Genomic DNA, 16,979 nt, shown 5'->3' on the forward strand with positions numbered 1-16,979 from the left:
GCATGGGGCGTTCGCCGTGCACCCGTACAGGTGCAGGGAGGAGCGCATGTCACAGGCGACGCCGTCACGTCGTTCGGTGCCGGGGCACACCGGCATCGGGCCTGGTCTGTTCCTGCTGTTGTCCTGGACCGTCATCGCGACGGTCTTTGCCGCATGGACGGCCGTCACGGCGCTGGGCCTAGCTCCGGCAGCGCTGCCCTCCCCCACCGCGGTCTGGGCTCGCGGCGAGGCGCTGTTCCGTTCCGGCGCACTGGGTGCCGCTCTCCTGGCGAGTCTCGGCCGGGTCGCCGCGGGCGTGGCGCTGGGCACCTTCACCGGTCTGCTGCTCGGCGTCGGCGCGGGGCTGTCCCGTTACGGCGAGGCCCTCGTCGACCGGCCGATGCAAATGCTGCGGGTCGTGCCGTTCACCGCGCTGACGCCGCTCTTCGTCCTGGCCCTGGGTGTGGGCGAGCCGATGAAGATCATCGTCATCGCCTACGCCGTGGCCATCCCGCTGTACATCAACACATTCGCCGGCATCCGCGATGTCGACCGGAATCTGGTCGATGTAGCGCGGGTGTACCGGCTCTCGCGCGCCCGGATCGCCGGGCAGGTGCTGCTGCTGGGCGCGCTGCCCCAGGTGCTCACCGGCCTCAGGTTCTCCCTCGGTATCGCCTGGGTGGCGCTCGTGACGGTGGAGGTGATCGGCACCCGGACGGGCCTGGGCTTCCTGCTGGAACAGGGGCAGCAGTACGCGCGGCCGGAGACGGTACTGCTGGTCATCGTCGTCTACGGCGTGCTGGGCGCGCTCACGGATTCGCTCGTGAAACTGCTCGAACGGCGGCTGCTGCGCTGGCGCAACGCGTATTCCGGCGGTTGATCCCGCTCAACGTCCCGCCGATCCTCGCGCCTCATGCGACTCCCGCATCTCATCCGATTCCCGCATCTCATCCGATTCCCGCATCTCATCCGGAAGGACCCTCACATGGGCACCGCAGATCCTCTCCGCCGTGGCCACCGCATCTGCATCCCGCCAAAGGCCACGGCCCCTGGCGCGGATCCCGTCGACGCTCGTCGCCGCCGCGCGGGTGAAGCTCCTCGCCGTGCAGATGGCGGCAGATTCGAGTCACACCGGACGCCCCGGGTTCGGATACGCCGGGTCCGTGCGCTCGCAGTGGTCGCTGCGCTCAGCCTCGCGCTGGCCGCGTGCCAGGCAAGCAGCACGAACGCAGAGGCACCAACCCTGCGAGTGGCTGAGCTGTCCACCGCGAATTACCTCACCATCGCCGCCGACGACGACCGGCTCGGCGCCGCTCTTGACGAAGCGTCCGGCGGAGAGGCGGGAGCGGAGTACCTCGGGCCCTTCGTCCCGGCCGACGCCTACGCCGCGGTGCAGGCCGGCCGGGCCGATGCCAGCTCCACCGGCACCGCGCACTTCGTCACGATGGTGGCATCCGGCAGCGATTTCACCGCCTTCGCGCTGGAGCGTTACTCCGGGGACAGCCAGGGAATCGTCGCCGCTCCCGGCAGCGGCATCGAGTCCCTGGCCGATCTGCGCGGCCGGACGGTGAACGTCGGCTCAGCCGGCGGTACGGGCGACTACCTGCTGCATCGCGCCTTCGAGGACGCCGGCCTGGACATCGACGAGGTGGAGATCGTGCATATCGCAGCGGGGGAGTCGGCGGCAGCGTTCAGCAGCGGCCGGGTGGACGCCTGGGCCACCTACGACCAGTATTTCGCGGCGGCTCAGGCCTCCCCCGGGTCGACGGTGCTGGCGGCCGGGGACGAGATCGGCTCGCTCAACTGGTCCATCCATTTCGCCTCCACCGGTTTCGCCAGGCAGCACCCCGAGATCGTCGGTGAGGCCTACCGGGCTCTAGCGACGGAGTCGGAGCGGGCGCAAGCCGATCCATCGGTCATCACCTCGGCCTATGAGCAGCTGGGCGCCGCGCCCGAGCAGATCGAGATCATCGGCGGGTACTCCGTGCCGCGGATCGAGCCGCTGAACCCCGCCAATGCCGCCGAGCTGGAGGAGCTCGCCGAGCAGCTCGTGCGGTACGGCTTCATCGAGTCGGTACCGGATCTGAGCGAGCACCTGTTCGATGCGGGCGCGGAGTCATGAGCCCGGCACGAATCGTCGTGCGCGGTGCGCATCGAGCGTTCGGTGGGCGGCAGGTGCTGCGCGGGCTGGACCTGGACATCGACGCCGGGGAGTTCCTGGCGGTCATCGGCCGGTCCGGGACGGGTAAGTCGACGCTGCTCCGGCTGCTGGCTCAGCTGGACCGCCCCGATGCCGGGCGGATCGAGGCCGGCGGCCGATGTGCCATGGCGTTCCAGGCACCCCACTTGCTTCCGTGGGTCACGGTGGAGCAGAACGTCGGGCTCGGTCTGCCGAAGAAGGGCCGTGCCCAGGCTGTGGCCGGGGCGCTGGCCGATGTGGATCTGGCGGGGTGGGCGAAGGCCTGGCCGCTCACGCTGTCCGGCGGTCAAGCGCAGCGAGCATCGCTGGCGCGGGCGCTGGTCCGCCGGCCCGAACTCGTGCTCCTGGACGAACCGTTCGGAGCGCTCGATGCGCTGACCCGCCTGGAGATGCAGTCGCTGGTGGCGCGGCTGGCCGCGGAGTCCGGCTGGACGGTGGTGATGGTGACCCACGACGTCGGCGAGGCGCTGCGACTGGCAGACCGCGTCGTCGTGCTGGATGAGGGACGGGTCGCGATGCAGGTCCCGGTTCCGGGAAGGCGTCCGCGGCCGATCGGTTTCCCCGGCGAGGCCGAGCTGAGCCGCATCCTGCTGGAGCGGCTGGGAGTGCCCGCCGGCCCGTAGCGCGGCGGACACAGGCCCGTGCCGCAATACCGGCGCACCCTGCCAAGCAAAACCCAGGACTGTTTCGAAAACCCCCTGGAGATCCGCGGTGGGAAAGTGGAACAGCCGTGAGTTTTCGGGATCTTCAGGGGCTCAGCACCCCCGTGACCGGAGATGCGAAAGTCCCAGGACATCGATCACACGACGTCCCGGGACTTTCACAACGCGGTGGCGGTGGGATTTGAACCCACGGTACGGGGTTACCGTACACAACATTTCGAGTGTTGCACCTTCGGCCGCTCGGACACGCCACCGCCGGTAATCCTACCGCGCATCCCGCGACATTTCGAACCAGAGCACCGCCCCTTCCGGAGCGGCGTCCGATCCCGAATCGAGCATGTCGCGCTCCTGGCGCATCTGAATGCCCGTAGCTGCTCCCACGACCGTGGCACGTCCGCCGGTCCATGTGAGGCACCGGCCATGAGCTCGCCAACCACGGACCGGACGGCAACGCGTCTTGCTCCGATCTCCTGACCGGCGGAATGTCTAGTCAGTCCCTCTCGCCCTCCGTCACCCGGCGAGAACCCGATACGCCTCGTCGATGGCATGCTCGGGCACGACGAGATCGGCCGTGCCTGCCGTGGCGTCGATCTCCCGGGCGTTGGCCTCGTCCACCTCGCGCACCCAGGCGCGCGCCTGGGCCGGGGACTTGCCGAACCGTTCGTGCCGCTCGACCAGCCGGGCCCGGCGCGCCTGCTGGTCGACGGAGCAGAACCACGTCTCGTCCAGCTGCGTGCGCACAGCGCGCCACGGCCCTTCATCCCGCAGCAGGTAGTTCCCCTCGGTGAGGATCAGCCTGGCAGACGGGAGCACCGGGATCGCGCCGGCCAGCGGCTGCTCCAGGTCCCGCTCGAACGCCGGGGCATAAACGATCCCGTCCTCGCCGCCGCGCAGCCTCCGCAGCAGAGCGGCGTAACCGGCGGGGTCGAAGGTGGCCGCGGCGCCTTTGCGTTCCAGCAGACCCAGCCGCCGCAGCTCCGCATCGGCCAGGTGAAAACCGTCCATCGGCACATGCGCCACCGCCTCGGCGCCGAGCCGCCCATCGGCGGACAGTGCCGCCGCGAGCGCCAGGACCAGCGTGGTCTTACCGGAGCCGGGCGGACCGCAGATTCCCAGGACTACCCTGCTGTGGCCCGCGTCGGCGATCAGAGCAGCCGCCCGGGCGACGAGTGCGTCAAACCCAGCAGCGCGTCCGGGCAGCTCTTCGCCTCCAGACTCACCGCCTCCTGCGACGGAGCCCGGATACTGCATCGTCACCGGCCGGCCGCCTGCAAGCCCGCCCGCATGAACCCCTGAGCGTGACGGGCCAGGTCCATGCCGTCGTCCCAGAGGTCGCGCCAGACGGCCAGATCATTGGACAGCCCCTCGGCCACGACGGCGGAGGAGAACGACTCGAAGGTGATCGGCCCGGTGTAGCCGATGTCCGCGAGCGCATGGAAGAACGCGGTGAAGTCCAGCGATCCCGAGCCCAGGTAGCCGCGATGGTTCTCTCCGATGTGCACGTATCCCAGCCGGTCGCCGACCTCGTGGACGGGCCGCACCAGATCGTCCTCCTCGATGTTCATGTGGTACGTGTCGAGGTGGATCACGACGTTCGGGGCGCCGATGTCGTCGGCCAGGGCGAGTGCCTGGCGGGCGGTGTTCACCACGTTCGTCTCATACCGGTTGCAGATCTCCAGTCCCAGGGCGATGCCCTCTCCGCCGTGCCGGCCAGCGGCCTCCGCAGCGAGCTCGCGCAGGACGCCGACGGCGTTGGCCCGGCCGCGCGCACTCAGCGGCGTGGGGTACTTGCCCAGCGCGGAGTAGAGCGCGCCCGTGAGATACCGTCCGCCGAGCGCCTCCACGATGTCCAGCGACTGACGCAGCAGGGCTGCCCCGCGCTCCACGACGGCGGGATCCTCGCTGGAGACATCGGCGTCGAATGCCAGACCCCGCGAGCAGGCCACCTGCAGGCCGGCCTCGTCCAGCGCGGCCCGGGCATCGGCGGCGTCCAGCGAGACGGCATCGTGCAGGGAGAGCTCCAGCAGGTCGTAGCCGGCGTCGCGCGTGGCGGTCACGGCGCGGCGGACTTCCTCCGGGCTGGTACCGCCCTCCCAGACGAGCGCGTGAATGCCGAGGGGATTGCGCATGGGGATGGACGTCATCGCGTGGTGCTCCTAGTCGTTCGTGGTTCACAGAATGTCACAGCAATCGAGCCCTTCAGGCGGCCAGAGCCCCGGTGATGAGGCTGACGATCTCCGCGGCGCTGGTCTCCGCAGTGCGGCGGCCGGCCACGCAGCGGCCCGAGCGCATCACCCAGACCTGATCGGCCAGGCGCATCACCTGATCGAAGTTGTGGCTGATGAGCAGGACGGCGTGGCCGTCCTCGCGCAGGGAACGGATCAGCGTCTCCACCCGCTCGGTCTCCTGAACGCCGAGCGCGGCGGTGGGCTCGTCCATGATCACCAGGCGCGAGCTGAAACCCGCGGCACGGCAGATCGCAACCGCCTGCCGCTGCCCGCCGGAAAGCCGGCGTACCCTGGCCCCGACGGCGGGCACGTTCACCGCGAGCGCGGAGACCATCTCCTCCGCCTGACGACGCATGCCCTTGCGGTCCAGAACCTGCAACGGGCCGAACCCCTTGGTCAGCTCGCGGTTGAGGAAGAGGTTCTGCCAGACGGTGAGATCCTCCACCAGAGCGAGGTTCTGGTGGACGGTCTCGATGCCGGCGTGGCGGGCCTCTTCCGGGGAGGAGAAGGACACGGTCCGGCCATCGAAGACGATCTCGCCGGAGTCGGCTCGGTGCACGCCGCACAGGCACCGCACCAGCGTGGACTTGCCTGCGCCGTTGTCCCCGACGATGGCGGTGATCTCGCCCTCCGCCAGGCTCATGTCCACATCGCGCAGGGCACGGACATTGCCGAAAGACAGGTTCAGACCGCGTACGGTCACCAGTTCACTGGTCATTTCTGATACCTCGAGACGAAGGCGGCGAGGACGACGACGGCGCCCACCGCGACGGGCTGGTAGTACTGCGAGACGCCCAGCGAGGTGAGGCCGTTGGTCAGGGCGGTCAGCAGCAGCGCGCCGAACACCGGGCCGGCGATGGTGGCGCGTCCACCCGCGAGCGCCACCCCGCCGAGCACCACTGCAGCGACCGCGTTGAGCAGGAACTGCGTATTGGCGGCGGGTTCGGCCGCGCCGATGCGTGCCACCAGCAGGATCGCCGCCATGCCCGCGAGGGTGCCGCTGAGGGTGTACACCGCGAGTTTGATCCGGCGGACGTCGATGCCGGTGGCGGTGGCGGCCTCCGCCGATCCCCCGGCCGCGAGGACGTGGGTGCCGAACCTGGTGTGGAAGAGCAGCACATGGGCGAGGACGGCGATCACCAGGGCCGCGAGCACCATGTACCCGACCGGCCCGATGCTGCCGGTGGAGAGCCGGAGCATGAAGCGGTCCACGACCGTCTGCGGCTGACCGTCGGACACCACGAGCGCCAGACCGGAGGCCATCGACAGGCCGCCGAGGGTGACGATGAAGTCGGTGATCCGCCCGTAGCCGATGATGGCTCCCTGCAGGGCGCCGAAGGCCAGACCGGAGGCCACCGCCAGCAGGCAGCACAGCGCGATGTGCCAGCCCGCCCCGAAACCGACGCCGAACATGATGGCGCTGAAGGTCATGGTGGAGGCCACCGAGAGATCGATGCCTCCGGTGGCGACCGTGAAGGTCTGTCCCACCGAGAGGATGATCAGGATGGCCGAGGCCGCGAGCATCGCCTGGACGTTGCCGTAGCCCAGGAACCCGGGGTTCAGGGCGGTGAAGACGATCACGAGGGCCACCAGGCCCGTCGGCGCCGCCCACTCGGCCCAGCGGCCGGACTCCGGCAGGAAGCGCTTCCAGCCGGGGGATGCGGGGGTGTCGGGGGCCTGGTTGGCGGTGGCCTGCCGCGTCGCTGCGGTCATGGGTGCCGTTTTCGCTCCTTACGATCCGGGCAGGCTGTCACGAGCCGAACGGGTTGTCGAAGTCCTCGAACGGCGCCGGGAACGCCTCCTTGGCTTCGCCTGCGACGTCCGCGGAGACGACCGCCACGGGTGAGACGACCGTCTCGGGCACGTCCTCGCCGTTCATGAGCGCCTCGCACGCCTGGACGCCGAGCTGGCCGACGGTGTAGGGGTACTGGGCGACGGTGGCCTCCAGATCGCCGGCCTCCACAGCGTCCAGCGCCTCCGGGTTGCCGTCAACGCTGATGACCTTCACCTCACCGGTCTTGCCGGCATTGGCGACGGCGCGGGCGATCCCGAGGCCCATATCGTCGTTCGCGGCGAAGAAGCCGGCCAGATCGGGGTTGGCGTTGAGGAGGTCGGTGGCGCGGGTGAGTGCTTCCTGCCGGTCCCAGTCGGCGGCGACGACGGGCAGGAGGTCGAGATCGCCCTCGGCGGCTTCGGTGAAGCCCGCGATGCGGTCGTTGCTGGTCTGGTCGCCTGCGATGCCGCCGATGATGGCCACCGTGCCTTCACCGTCGAGGACGTCGACCATGTGCTCGCCGCCGAGTCGGCCGGCGTCGACGTTGTCGGTGCCGACATAGGTGGCGATGTCCACCTCGGCCGCCGCGGCGGCATCGGCGTCCACCGGCTGGTCGATGTTGACCACCGGGATGTCCTGCGCGGAGACGGGCGCCAGGCCCTGCACCAGGTTGTTCCCGGAGATCGGGTTGACGATGAAGCAGCCGAAGTCCTGCTGCGAGAGGGCGCTCAGGCGCTCGGCCTGACCCGTGGTGTCGGTGATGTCCTGCGCCGCCTGGATCTCCGCGGTGAGGCCATCGGCTTCGGCCTGTTCCTGGATGCCGTCGCGCATGGTCTGGAAGAACGGGTTGTCCAGGCCCTTGATGACGGCGGCCACCTGGTCGCTGCCCTGACCGTCGCCCGGATCACCGTCTTGCCCTCCGCCGCCGCAGGCCTGGACCAGGGCGAGGGGTGAGAGTGCCAGGACCGCGACCGCGGTGCGTGCGGCGGTCCGTGCGGTCCTACGAGTACCGGCAGCCTGGATGCTGCGAACTGAACGCTTCATTGCGCCTCCCTTTTTGACTTCAGCTAGACATTAATCTTCCGATCTTGTCTCGTCAATAGGCATAATGGGAGTTGTTTCTGATCAGGGCGGCCACTAGTCTCTAGCAAAAGCAGCGGAAGGAGAAGACGGCATGCGGTTGAGTGACGGCGCTGCCGATCTTGTCCGACTACTGCGTGCCGCCGGGCCCCTGACACGTGCGGAGATCGGTGTGCGGACCGGCTGGGCGCGGGCCACCGTCAACAGCCGGCTGGACGAGGTGCTCGAGCACCGGCTGGTCGCGGAGGCCGGCAGTGAGAACGGAGCCCGCGGGCGGCCCGCCGCGCGGTTCGAGTTCCGGTCCGATGCGGGCACGCTGCTGATCGCCGACGTCGGCGCTTCCGCCGCGCGCCTGGCCCAGTGCGATCTGGGCGGACGGATCCTGGCGCAGTCCCAGGTGCCCGTTGTCATCGGCGCCGGCCCCGAACCCGTGCTGGACGCCGTCACGGAGGCACTCGACACGCTCCCCAGCCGCGCAGCGGCGGCGCGCCCCTGGGCGGCGGCGATCAGCCTGCCCGGACCCGTCGAGCAGCCGAACGGGAGGATCGTCTCGCCGCCCATCATGACCGGCTGGGACGGCCTGGAAGTGCCCGCCGTCCTGGGTCCGCGCCTGGGCGTCCCGCTTCTGGTGGAGAACGACGCCAATGCGATGGCCTGGGGCGAGCACACCGTCAGTGGCTACGCCGACCTGGTCCTGGTGAAGGTGGGAACCGGCGTCGGCGCCGGCATCGTCGCCAACGGCTCGATCCTGCGCGGCGCACGCGGCGCCGCGGGGGACCTGGGGCACACCTACGCGCCGGCCGATGAGGCCGATGTCCCGCTGTGCCGCTGCGGGAAGGCCGGCTGCGTGGAGGCCTACGCCGGCGGCTGGGCGATCGCGCGGGACCTCACGGCCGAGGGCCTCGACGTGGAGTCCGTGGGCGACGTCACCGCCCTCCTGACCGCCGGCGAACCCCGCGCGATCGCCCGGGTGCGCGCTGCCGGGCGAGTGCTCGGGGCCAGCCTGGCGCAGACCGTGAGCCTGCTCAACCCCTCCGAGATCGTCGTGGCCGGGCAGCTCGCCGTCGCCGGCGAGCACCTGCTGTCCGGGATCCGCGAGCACGTCGCCGCCCGGTCCCTCCCGCTGGCGACCAGATCCCTGTCCATCCGCACGAGCGAACGACCCAATGAGGTGGGCGTGACCGGGCTGGCCGATCAGGCGATCCGGTGGGCGCTGGAACCCGAACGTCTGGGCGAGGTGCTGGAACGGGCCGGCGGCTGAGGCGGGGAGCCGGTGGGGGGGCGGTTGCAGGGGCCGGGGACGGATCAGCTGAGGTTGGTGAACACCGAAGTGGTCTCCAGGAAGAGCTCCAGTCCTTCCGGCCCGAGTTCGCGGCCCCAACCAGACTCCTTGAACCCGCCGGTGGGCATCGTCACATCAGGGAGGCCATGAACGTTGATGCCGACCCGGCCCACGCGGAGCCGTGAGGCCACATGGTGCGCGGTCTTGACGTTCCGTGTCCACACCGAGGCAGCCAGTCCGTACGGGCTGTCGTTGGCCGCGTGAAGCACCTCGTCGAGGGTGGAGAACCGGAGCGCCGCGACCACCGGTCCGAAGATCTCCTCCCGCACCGCCTTCATCGACGGACGACTGTCGGCCAGGACGGTCGGTTCGACGAAGAAGCCAGGCCCGCCCTGACGGCCGCCGGCCGCAATCGTGGCGCCTTCTGCCACCCCGGATTCGATGTACCCCATCACGGTGTCACGCTGAGACTGGGAAATGAGCGGCCCCATCTCGGACTCAGGATCGAAGGTGTAGCCGACCTTGAGTTCCTCCGCCCGGCGCGCGACTCCGGCGACGACTTCCTCATAGAGAGAGTCGTGCACGAAGAGCCGGGAACCGGCCGTGCACACCTGGCCGGCGTTGGAGAAGATGGCGGCGGAGGCACCGGCAACGGCCTCATCGACATCGGCATCGCCGAAGACCAGGACCGGCGATTTACCGCCAAGCTCCAGGGACACCTTCTTCAGATTTCCGGTAGCCGCGCGCACAATGGCCCTACCCACGTCGGTGGAGCCGGTGAAGGCCACCTTGTCGACCTGGGGGTGTTCCGCCAGGCGGGCGCCGATGACCGCCCCATCCCCGGTGACGACGTTCAGCACACCGTCGGGAAGTCCGGCTTCGCGGGCGAGTTCGGCGAGCATGATCGTCGTCAACGGAGTGAGTTCGGCGGGCTTGACGATGCAGCTGCACCCCGCCGCGAGCGCCGGCGCGACCTTCCATGCCGCCATTCCCAAGGGCGAGTTCCATGGAGTGATCAGCGCGACCACCCCGACGGGCTTCTTGTGCGTGTAAGCGTGCAGGTCCAGTCCGCGTCGCTGCAGATCGAGTGAGCGTCCGCCGACCTTGTCCGCCCACCCCGCATAGTAGCGGAACACGCGTGCGGCTTCGGCGATGAAGCCACCGCGGACGACGCGGTGGGGAGCACCCTGGTTCATCGCTTCAACGAGGGCGAAATCGTCCGCCCGCTCTTCCAGTAGATCCGCGATCCGCCAGAGCACACGCCCGCGGACGTCAGCCGGCTGACGATGCCACGCTCCCTCGTCGAAGCTCCGCCTGGCCGCCTCGACGGCATGGTCAGCGTCTGTGGCATTCCCTTCCGGCACTCTCGCGATCGGCCGTCCGGTACCGGGGTCGATGATGTCGCGACTGCCCTCCGCAGCCACGGGCTGGCCGTCGATAATCATGTGCCAGTCGCGAACAGGCGGCTCGGGCGCATGGAGGTGGGTGTCGGGAAGCAATGGCATGGTGCGCTCCTTCGGTTCGCGGCCGGCCGCTCAGAGGGACAGCCTGTGCACGATCAATGGGTTCAGGCCGGTGACTCGATCAGGACGGTGCGCCGATGCGGCCAGGACAGCACAAGCTGCCTCCCGATCGCCACCTGGCCGGCCTGGTGATGGGACACCCAGAAGCTCAACTCTTCCCCGCTCTCCAGCTTGCCGGTCGCCTTGATGCGTTCACCGAGATAGACCAGTTCGGTCAGCGTCACACGGAATTCGTTCCAGTCCGGCGAAGGTGCGCCACCAAGCTGTCCGTCCTCCGGCCGCAGCACGATCCGTGCCGTGCATCCGGAGGGAACATCCACGGTGGCACGGCCGCACACCCTCTGCCCGTTGCCCAGCCGGACTCCACCGACTGTCCCTGCGGCCACATGTTCGGGCGTGCCGCTGAGGAAGTTCGCTGCTCCCAGAAAACCGGACACGAACTCGTTCTGCGGGCTCTCGTACATCTCGGTCGGAGTACCGACCTGAGATATCCGGCCGTCACACATCACCACGATGCGATCGCTCAGACTCAGCGCCTCCTCCTGATCGTGCGTGACGAACAGCACGGTGGTGCCGAGTTCCCGGTGCAACCGGCGGATCTCGTCACGCATCTGCGTCCGTAATGCCTTGTCGAGTGCGCTGAGCGGCTCGTCCATCAGGAGGATCGGCGGACGGTGGACAAAAGCCCGCGCCAAAGCAACGCGCTGCTGCTGACCACCCGAGAGCTGACTGGGTTTGCGGTCGGCCAGATGTCCCAGCGAGACAGCTTCGAGCGCTTCACCTACTGCCGTGCGGGTCTGGTGTTTGGACGCCTTGCGCAGCTTCATCGGGAAAGCGACATTCTCGAAGACCGTCATGTGGGGGAATAGCGCGTATCCCTGGAAGACCATGCCCAGATTGCGTTTGTGCGTGACCAGGCGCGTGATGTCCCTTTCCCCGAGACGAATCGTGCCGGAGGTAGGCGTCTCGAATCCGGCCACCATGCCCAGGGTGGTGCTTTTGCCAGAGCCGCTTGGCCCTAGCAGGGTGACGAACTCGCCGGGTTCGACGGTCAAATCGATCTGTTCCACGGCCGCGATGTCGCCGTAGAGCTTCTTCAGATCGCTCAGCTCTAGACGAGCCGCGTGGGTGGCAGTCGCTGTCATGGCATTTTCCTCTCTGAGCAGGGGAACGCAAGCGGATGAAGTGGGTTGACCAACGTCATACCGCGGTTCTGCGACGCGTCAGCCGAGTCAACAGCAGAGATCCGACCAGCAGGGTCAGGGTGACCACTGTGAGTACGGAAGCTGCCACCGGTACGAGCGGGTTCAGTTCGTAGGTGATGCTGCCGAACATTCGCACCGGCAGCGTGGGAGCGGTGTCGCCGGCGATGAACATGGACACGACGGGCTCATCGAGGGACACCATGAGCGCCATGAGGGCGCCGGCCCCGACGCCTGGGCCGATCACGGGAAGGACGACCCGGAAGAAGGCACCGGCAGCGCTCGCCCCGTGGACGCGTGCGGCCCGAACCAGACGGAAATCGAAGGACCGCAACGAAGCCGTCACGGTGATGACGACGAATGGAATCGCCAGTCCCGCGTGCGCGAGCACCACCACCCCGAGATTGCCGGGGGTACGTAAGAGGAGCGTCACAAGATACAGCCCGAAACCGGAGATGACGACAGGCACCATCATCGGCATCATCAGGATCGGTTCGGCCAGCCGGTTAGCCCGGCGCGCCGCGGTCACAATTGCATAGGCGGCCAAGGTGCCCAACGGAGTCGCGATCGCGGCAGCACTGCCAGCCACGACCAAACTGCGCACGAGCGCATCAGTCCAGGAGCTGTCCTGAAAGAACCTGGTCAGCCATTCCGTGGAATAGCCAGGAGGCGGGAACTCGAGGAACCGGCTCGTGCTGAACGCCATCGGGATGACGGTCAGCGTAGGGACGATCAGGTAGGCGGCGACCAGCAATCCGAACACGATGCCGATCGCCATGGTCACTGGGCGTGGTTTCATCGGCGGCCTCTCACTTCCGACCCAACAGGTTCAGCAGCCATAGCGCCAGTCCGGTGAGCACCAGCAGAATGCTGGCCAGGGCGGAACCGTATCCCCAGTTGAGCGTGGTACCGACCTGGGAGCCAATCAGTTCACCGATCATCATTTCCCGCGGGGATCCGAGGATCGCCGGGATGATGTAGTAGCCCAGGGTCGTCACGAAGACGATGGTGACGCCGGCGACGATGCCCGGTTTGAGCATCGGCAGTTTCACATGAATCCACCGATGGACAGGACCGGAGCCGAGCGTGGCAGCCGCTCGTTCGAGGTTGTCATCGGTGCGCCGCATGACGTCGGCGATTGCCAGCACCATGAACGGCACGCCGTACTGGACCATGCCGACCACCACGCCGAAGGGACTGTTCACCAGTCTCAAGCCGTCCGTGTCGATACCCAGCCACTGAAGCGCTAGTTGCACCGGCCCGCCGTGTCCCAGGATAGAGAGCCAGGCGTAGGCGCGGACGATGACGCTGAAGAACAGCGAAGCTGCGATGGCCCCGTAAAGGACGTTGGCGATCGGGCGAGGCGCCCGGCGCGCTATGGCAGCGTACGGCAGCCCGATCAGGAGTGAGATCGCCGTAACGGTGAACGCGATGGCGAAGCTCCTGATCAATACCGCACGCACCAGGTCGGACTGGAACGCCTGGACGTACCAGTGCAACCCACCCGGTTCACTCGTGAAGCTCAAGGAGAGCATCACCAGGGTGGGGATCACGAAGACCGGGACCATGAGCGCCAGCGCCGGGACGTACAGCAGGGCTGGCGACGCCCACCAGGCGCCCTGACGGTGACGCCAGGGCACCCGGTGGTTCTCCTGCGAGGTCGTGGGCGGCGCGGGAGTCATCGTGGCAGTCACTGCCCGGCCCACTCCTGCCAACGCTGGGTGACCTCGTCGTAGTTCTCGCCCCACCATTCGTGGTCGATTGCGCCTACGGCCTGTTCGAGGTTCTCCGGATAGACGTTGTAATACGGCTTTTCCTCATCCGGTATGAGATCGAAAGCGCTCTGGAGGCCCGGACTGTATCCGGTGGTCTGTGCCATCTGGGCATTCGGTTCCGGTTCCATGTATACGCCCAGGAACTCCATGCTCTCGTTCAGGTGCGGGGCGTTGTGGGGCACCACCCGGCCCCCCGCGTCCTGAAGGTTCTCGTTCCACTCATTGGTCACCGGAACCCCGTCCTTCTCCAGCACGGTGATCCGGTTGTTCCAGGCATAGGCGAAGGGTGCTTCGCCCGTCGTCATCATCTGTTGCAGTTCCGCGCCGGAGTTCCAGAAGACGAGATCGTCTCGCACGCTGTCGAGCTTCTCGAAGGCACGGTCCACATCGAGGGGGTAGAGCTCCTCGAAGGGCACCCCATCACCGAGGAGCGCGACTTCAAGCATGCCGTAGGGCCAGTTGTAGACCGCCCTGGCACCCGGGATCGCCTCCGTGTCGAAGAACTCCTCCCATGTGGTCGGGTGCGGACCGTCGTGATCGGTGCGGTATGCGATGGTGAACGAATACGACGACGTCGGCACCCGGTACTCCAGGTTCCGGTCTTCAAGCTCCATCCCGGGGATCGGAATGACATCCGCATCGTCGTACTGCACGATGTCCCGGTCGATCGGTGCCCACCAGTCAGGGTTCTGCTCGTTGAACCAGCCCTCGGTGTCGACGATGTCCCAGGTGACCTGGTCCTGCTGTATCTGGGCGGCGTACTGGCCGTAGTCGACCGGATTGACCAGCTGCACCGGTATGCCGGTGCGGTCGGTAAACGGCTCGGCGACGGACTGGGCGATGCCTTCCTCGGTTGTCCCGCCCCAGGTCACCACCGTCAGGCTCACATCCGAGTCCGTCCCGGCGGACCCGCCCGCGCAGCCGAAGAGCAACGTGCTGGCTGCAGCGGCCGCCAGCACGCTCATCGCTGTCCTCTGTGTGGTCTTTGGCATGTTCCTCTCCCAACTCCCCCCGGCAGTACCGAAATCTCCGGCCGGCCTTCGTTAGTTCGCGGCCTCCGTTTGGAACTCCGCGATGACCTCGCGCATGACTTTGAGCGCGCTGACTCCGGCGGGCACGCCGCCGTAAACCGTGAGCTGCTTCAGCACAGCCAGCAGCTCCTCGGGAGTGATACCGTTCCTGAGCGCACCGCGGGTATGGATCCGGAACTCCGCCATACGTCCCAGCGCACCCGTGACAGCGAGTACCAGCAGGCTCCGTTCGCGCAACGGGAGCGTCTGGTCCGTCCAGATCTCCCCCCAGCAGTAGTTCGTCATGAACGGCTGGAACGCTTCTGTCAGCGCGTCTGAAGAGGCCAATGCAGCGTCGACGTATTCGTCGCCGAGCACCTGCCGCCGCACTCTCATACCCGCTTCGACCAGCGGCCGTTCGACTGATCCCTCAGTTGATGTGCTCATAGATGACCTCGGCAATCCTCTCTGGTGCTTCCTGCAGCACGCTGTGTTTGGCTCCGTCGATGATCACGCTCCGGCCCTGCTGCACAGTGGCCGCGATGCGCTCGGACATATGCGGCGGCGACCCGACGTCTCCGCTCCCGGTGACCGCCAAGGTGGGCGCGGAGATCCGATGCAGCTCCGCAGCCAGATCAGTGGTGGCCAGAACCCTGTACGCCGCCGCGTAGCTGACCGGGTCGAGTTCCTTCATCCGGGACAGCACCTGGTCATGGACCCCTGGATGAGCGGCGACGTATTCGGGTGTGAACCACCGTTCGACGCTCTCCTTGGCGACCTCGTACGGCCCCAGCCGTTCGATCCGGTCCAGCCGGGCGAGCACACGTTCCTTCTCCTCTTCGGTGCGCCCCGCAATCGAGCCGGCGACGACCAACCGGCGGACCCGCTCCGGGTGTTCAATGGCGATTGCCTGCGCGATCAGACCGCCCAGGGAGAACCCCACTGTGTCCGCAGCCTTGATCCCTAGCGCGTCCAGGATCGCGAGATGGTCGGCGACGAAGTCGTCGATGCTCCATGGCGGAGGCGGATGAGGTGATCGGCCGTGCCCGCGCAGGTCGTACGAGACGATGGGACGATCCGGAGGCAGCGCCGGGAGGACTCCGGCCCAGACATCCGCGCTCGAGCTCACCCCGTGAATGAGGACGATCGGCACGCCCTCCCCCAGCACCTGACGGACATGGACGTTGTGCCGTACTTCAGGCCGCATCGCTGTACTCGTTCCGGTACCGCGGGATCACGTCCTCGCCGAAGCGCCGCACCGACTCCAGGCTCGCCGCGTGTGGCAAACCGTCCATCACCTTGTACAGATAGACATCGGTGCCGGTCTCTTCGTATTCGCGCAGTCGCGGCAGAATCTCTTCAACTGTTCCGAACATCTGGTTCCGCTTGATCAGTTCGCGGTCGGATTTCTCCGGAGCACCGTGCACTCGGGGATCGCGGAAAGCGACCCAGCCGTTCTTGACTTCGCCGTCGGTGGCGAAGAGGTTGTCGAAGTAACCCGAATCGTGGATATACGCGTCGACCGCCACATCTACCGCTGCGGCGGAAGCCGCGGCGAACGTGCTGCGAAGCACCATCATCTGGGGTTCGAACGCGCTGTCCGACTCGCGGAGCGCCACCAGTCTGCGTTCCTGCAGAGAGCGCACCTCCTCGATCCCCTGACCGAGCGGATTCACCATGAGGTGCGCTCTGTTCTCCACAGCCATGCGGAATCCGTCGGGGTGCCGTGCGGCGATCCACAGCGGGGGTCCCTCCGGCGTCCGCGGCCGCGGCGTCGATGTGGTCTCGGGGAACTTCCACATGGTCCCGTCATGGGCATAGTCTCCCCGCCAGAGACCGCGCAGGGCCGGAACGAGTTCCCCGAGCTGTTCGCGTGCGACTTCCGGGGGAATTCCGCCAGCCATGCGGCTGAACTCGTAGGGATATGCGCCGCGGCCCAGCCCGAGTTCAAGCCGGCCCCCGGAGATGAGGTCGAAGAGCGCTGCCTCTCCGGCGAGCCGGACCGGGTGCCAGTACGGCGCGCAGAGTACTGCGGTGCCCAGACGTACGTGCCGGGTGTGCTGGGACAGATAGGTCAGCAGGGTGAACGGCCCTGGCGCGATGGTCATCTCGTGCCCGTGATGTTCGCCGACGAAGATCATCTCGAACCCGCAGTCCTCGGCAGTCTGCACGATTTCTAGGATCTGAGCGAGGTTCTCCTCCATCGAGAGCTCCGGTGTCGTCCTGCCGAGATCGACCATGAGCGCAAATCTCATCGCTTGGTT

Annotated in this window: 17 protein-coding genes and 1 tRNA gene; 4 read left to right on the top strand and 14 right to left on the bottom strand. The window is 67.6% G+C overall.

Annotation, left to right across the window (positions count from 1 at the left end; translation table 11 throughout):
* Window positions 1-46 precede the first annotated feature (46 nt).
* The 3 genes from IEW13_RS02475 (at window position 47) to IEW13_RS02485 (ending at window position 2,802) form a co-directional block, all read left to right on the top strand.
* The gene (locus tag IEW13_RS02475; RefSeq protein ID WP_188549343.1) at window positions 47-859 is read left to right on the top strand and encodes an ABC transporter permease; all 813 of its coding nucleotides are present in this window, start codon (window positions 47-49) and stop codon (window positions 857-859) included.
* A gap of 369 nt (window positions 860-1,228) precedes the next feature.
* Window positions 1,229-2,101, top strand: a complete 873-nt coding sequence (locus IEW13_RS02480) for an ABC transporter substrate-binding protein (RefSeq protein WP_188549344.1) — start codon at window positions 1,229-1,231, stop codon at window positions 2,099-2,101.
* Window positions 2,098-2,802 carry an ABC transporter ATP-binding protein gene (locus IEW13_RS02485; RefSeq protein WP_188549345.1) on the top strand — a complete coding sequence of 235 codons (705 nt, stop codon included), beginning with the start codon at window positions 2,098-2,100 and terminating at the stop codon, window positions 2,800-2,802. The genes IEW13_RS02480 and IEW13_RS02485 overlap by 4 nt, the downstream gene beginning before the upstream one ends.
* Window positions 2,803-3,007: 205 nt before the next feature.
* Here IEW13_RS02485 and IEW13_RS02490 read toward each other — a convergent pair.
* The 6 genes from IEW13_RS02490 to IEW13_RS02515 form a co-directional block, all read right to left on the bottom strand.
* Window positions 3,008-3,095 (bottom strand) — tRNA-Ser (locus IEW13_RS02490).
* 256 nt (window positions 3,096-3,351) lie between these two features.
* Window positions 3,352-4,092 carry a nucleoside/nucleotide kinase family protein gene (locus tag IEW13_RS02495; RefSeq protein WP_188549526.1) on the bottom strand — a complete coding sequence of 247 codons (741 nt, stop codon included), beginning with the start codon at window positions 4,090-4,092 and terminating at the stop codon, window positions 3,352-3,354.
* Window positions 4,093-4,094: 2 nt separating this feature from the next.
* Window positions 4,095-4,985 (bottom strand): sugar phosphate isomerase/epimerase family protein, encoded by an 891-nt coding sequence (locus IEW13_RS02500; protein ID WP_188549346.1) that lies wholly within the window; start codon window positions 4,983-4,985, stop codon window positions 4,095-4,097.
* Window positions 4,986-5,040: 55 nt separating this feature from the next.
* Window positions 5,041-5,787: an ATP-binding cassette domain-containing protein gene (locus tag IEW13_RS02505; RefSeq protein WP_188549347.1), complete on the bottom strand. Its 747-nt coding sequence runs from the start codon at window positions 5,785-5,787 to the stop codon at window positions 5,041-5,043.
* Window positions 5,784-6,782 carry an ABC transporter permease gene (locus IEW13_RS02510; RefSeq protein ID WP_188549348.1) on the bottom strand — a complete coding sequence of 333 codons (999 nt, stop codon included), beginning with the start codon at window positions 6,780-6,782 and terminating at the stop codon, window positions 5,784-5,786. The genes IEW13_RS02505 and IEW13_RS02510 overlap by 4 nt, the downstream gene beginning before the upstream one ends.
* A 37-nt stretch (window positions 6,783-6,819) precedes the next feature.
* A complete protein-coding gene (locus tag IEW13_RS02515) occupies window positions 6,820-7,887 on the bottom strand; it encodes a substrate-binding domain-containing protein (RefSeq protein WP_188549349.1) in 1,068 nt (355 codons plus the stop codon).
* A gap of 130 nt (window positions 7,888-8,017) precedes the next feature.
* Between IEW13_RS02515 and IEW13_RS02520 the strand changes: the two genes are divergently transcribed.
* Window positions 8,018-9,184, top strand: coding sequence for an ROK family transcriptional regulator (locus tag IEW13_RS02520; RefSeq protein ID WP_188549350.1), 1,167 nt, complete (start codon window positions 8,018-8,020; stop codon window positions 9,182-9,184).
* 44 nt (window positions 9,185-9,228) lie between these two features.
* Here the strand turns inward: IEW13_RS02520 and IEW13_RS02525 are convergent, their stop codons facing one another.
* The 8 genes from IEW13_RS02525 to IEW13_RS02560 form a co-directional block, all read right to left on the bottom strand.
* Window positions 9,229-10,710, bottom strand: coding sequence for an aldehyde dehydrogenase family protein (locus IEW13_RS02525; RefSeq protein ID WP_188549351.1), 1,482 nt, complete (start codon window positions 10,708-10,710; stop codon window positions 9,229-9,231).
* Between the two features lie 62 nt (window positions 10,711-10,772).
* Window positions 10,773-11,873 (bottom strand): ABC transporter ATP-binding protein, encoded by a 1,101-nt coding sequence (locus tag IEW13_RS02530; RefSeq protein ID WP_188549352.1) that lies wholly within the window; start codon window positions 11,871-11,873, stop codon window positions 10,773-10,775.
* 55 nt (window positions 11,874-11,928) lie between these two features.
* Window positions 11,929-12,708: an ABC transporter permease gene (locus IEW13_RS02535; RefSeq protein ID WP_229744911.1), complete on the bottom strand. Its 780-nt coding sequence runs from the start codon at window positions 12,706-12,708 to the stop codon at window positions 11,929-11,931.
* 31 nt (window positions 12,709-12,739) lie between these two features.
* Window positions 12,740-13,624 (bottom strand): ABC transporter permease, encoded by an 885-nt coding sequence (locus IEW13_RS02540; protein ID WP_188549354.1) that lies wholly within the window; start codon window positions 13,622-13,624, stop codon window positions 12,740-12,742.
* Entirely contained in the window at window positions 13,621-14,670 is a 1,050-nt protein-coding gene (locus IEW13_RS02545; RefSeq protein WP_188549355.1) for an ABC transporter substrate-binding protein, read from the bottom strand. The genes IEW13_RS02540 and IEW13_RS02545 overlap by 4 nt, the downstream gene beginning before the upstream one ends.
* Before the next feature lie 78 nt (window positions 14,671-14,748).
* Window positions 14,749-15,162 carry a carboxymuconolactone decarboxylase family protein gene (locus IEW13_RS02550; RefSeq protein ID WP_188549356.1) on the bottom strand — a complete coding sequence of 138 codons (414 nt, stop codon included), beginning with the start codon at window positions 15,160-15,162 and terminating at the stop codon, window positions 14,749-14,751.
* Complete coding sequence (locus IEW13_RS02555; RefSeq protein WP_188549357.1) at window positions 15,146-15,922, bottom strand: alpha/beta fold hydrolase; 777 nt, start codon at window positions 15,920-15,922, stop codon at window positions 15,146-15,148. The genes IEW13_RS02550 and IEW13_RS02555 overlap by 17 nt, the downstream gene beginning before the upstream one ends.
* Window positions 15,912-16,970 carry an LLM class flavin-dependent oxidoreductase gene (locus tag IEW13_RS02560; RefSeq protein WP_188549358.1) on the bottom strand — a complete coding sequence of 353 codons (1,059 nt, stop codon included), beginning with the start codon at window positions 16,968-16,970 and terminating at the stop codon, window positions 15,912-15,914. Before IEW13_RS02560 ends, IEW13_RS02555 begins: the two co-directional genes overlap by 11 nt.
* Between the last annotated feature and the right edge of the window lie 9 nt (window positions 16,971-16,979).

Source organism: Sediminivirga luteola (genome assembly GCF_014639315.1).
GTDB classification, from domain to species: Bacteria; Actinomycetota; Actinomycetes; order Actinomycetales; family Brevibacteriaceae; genus Sediminivirga; species Sediminivirga luteola.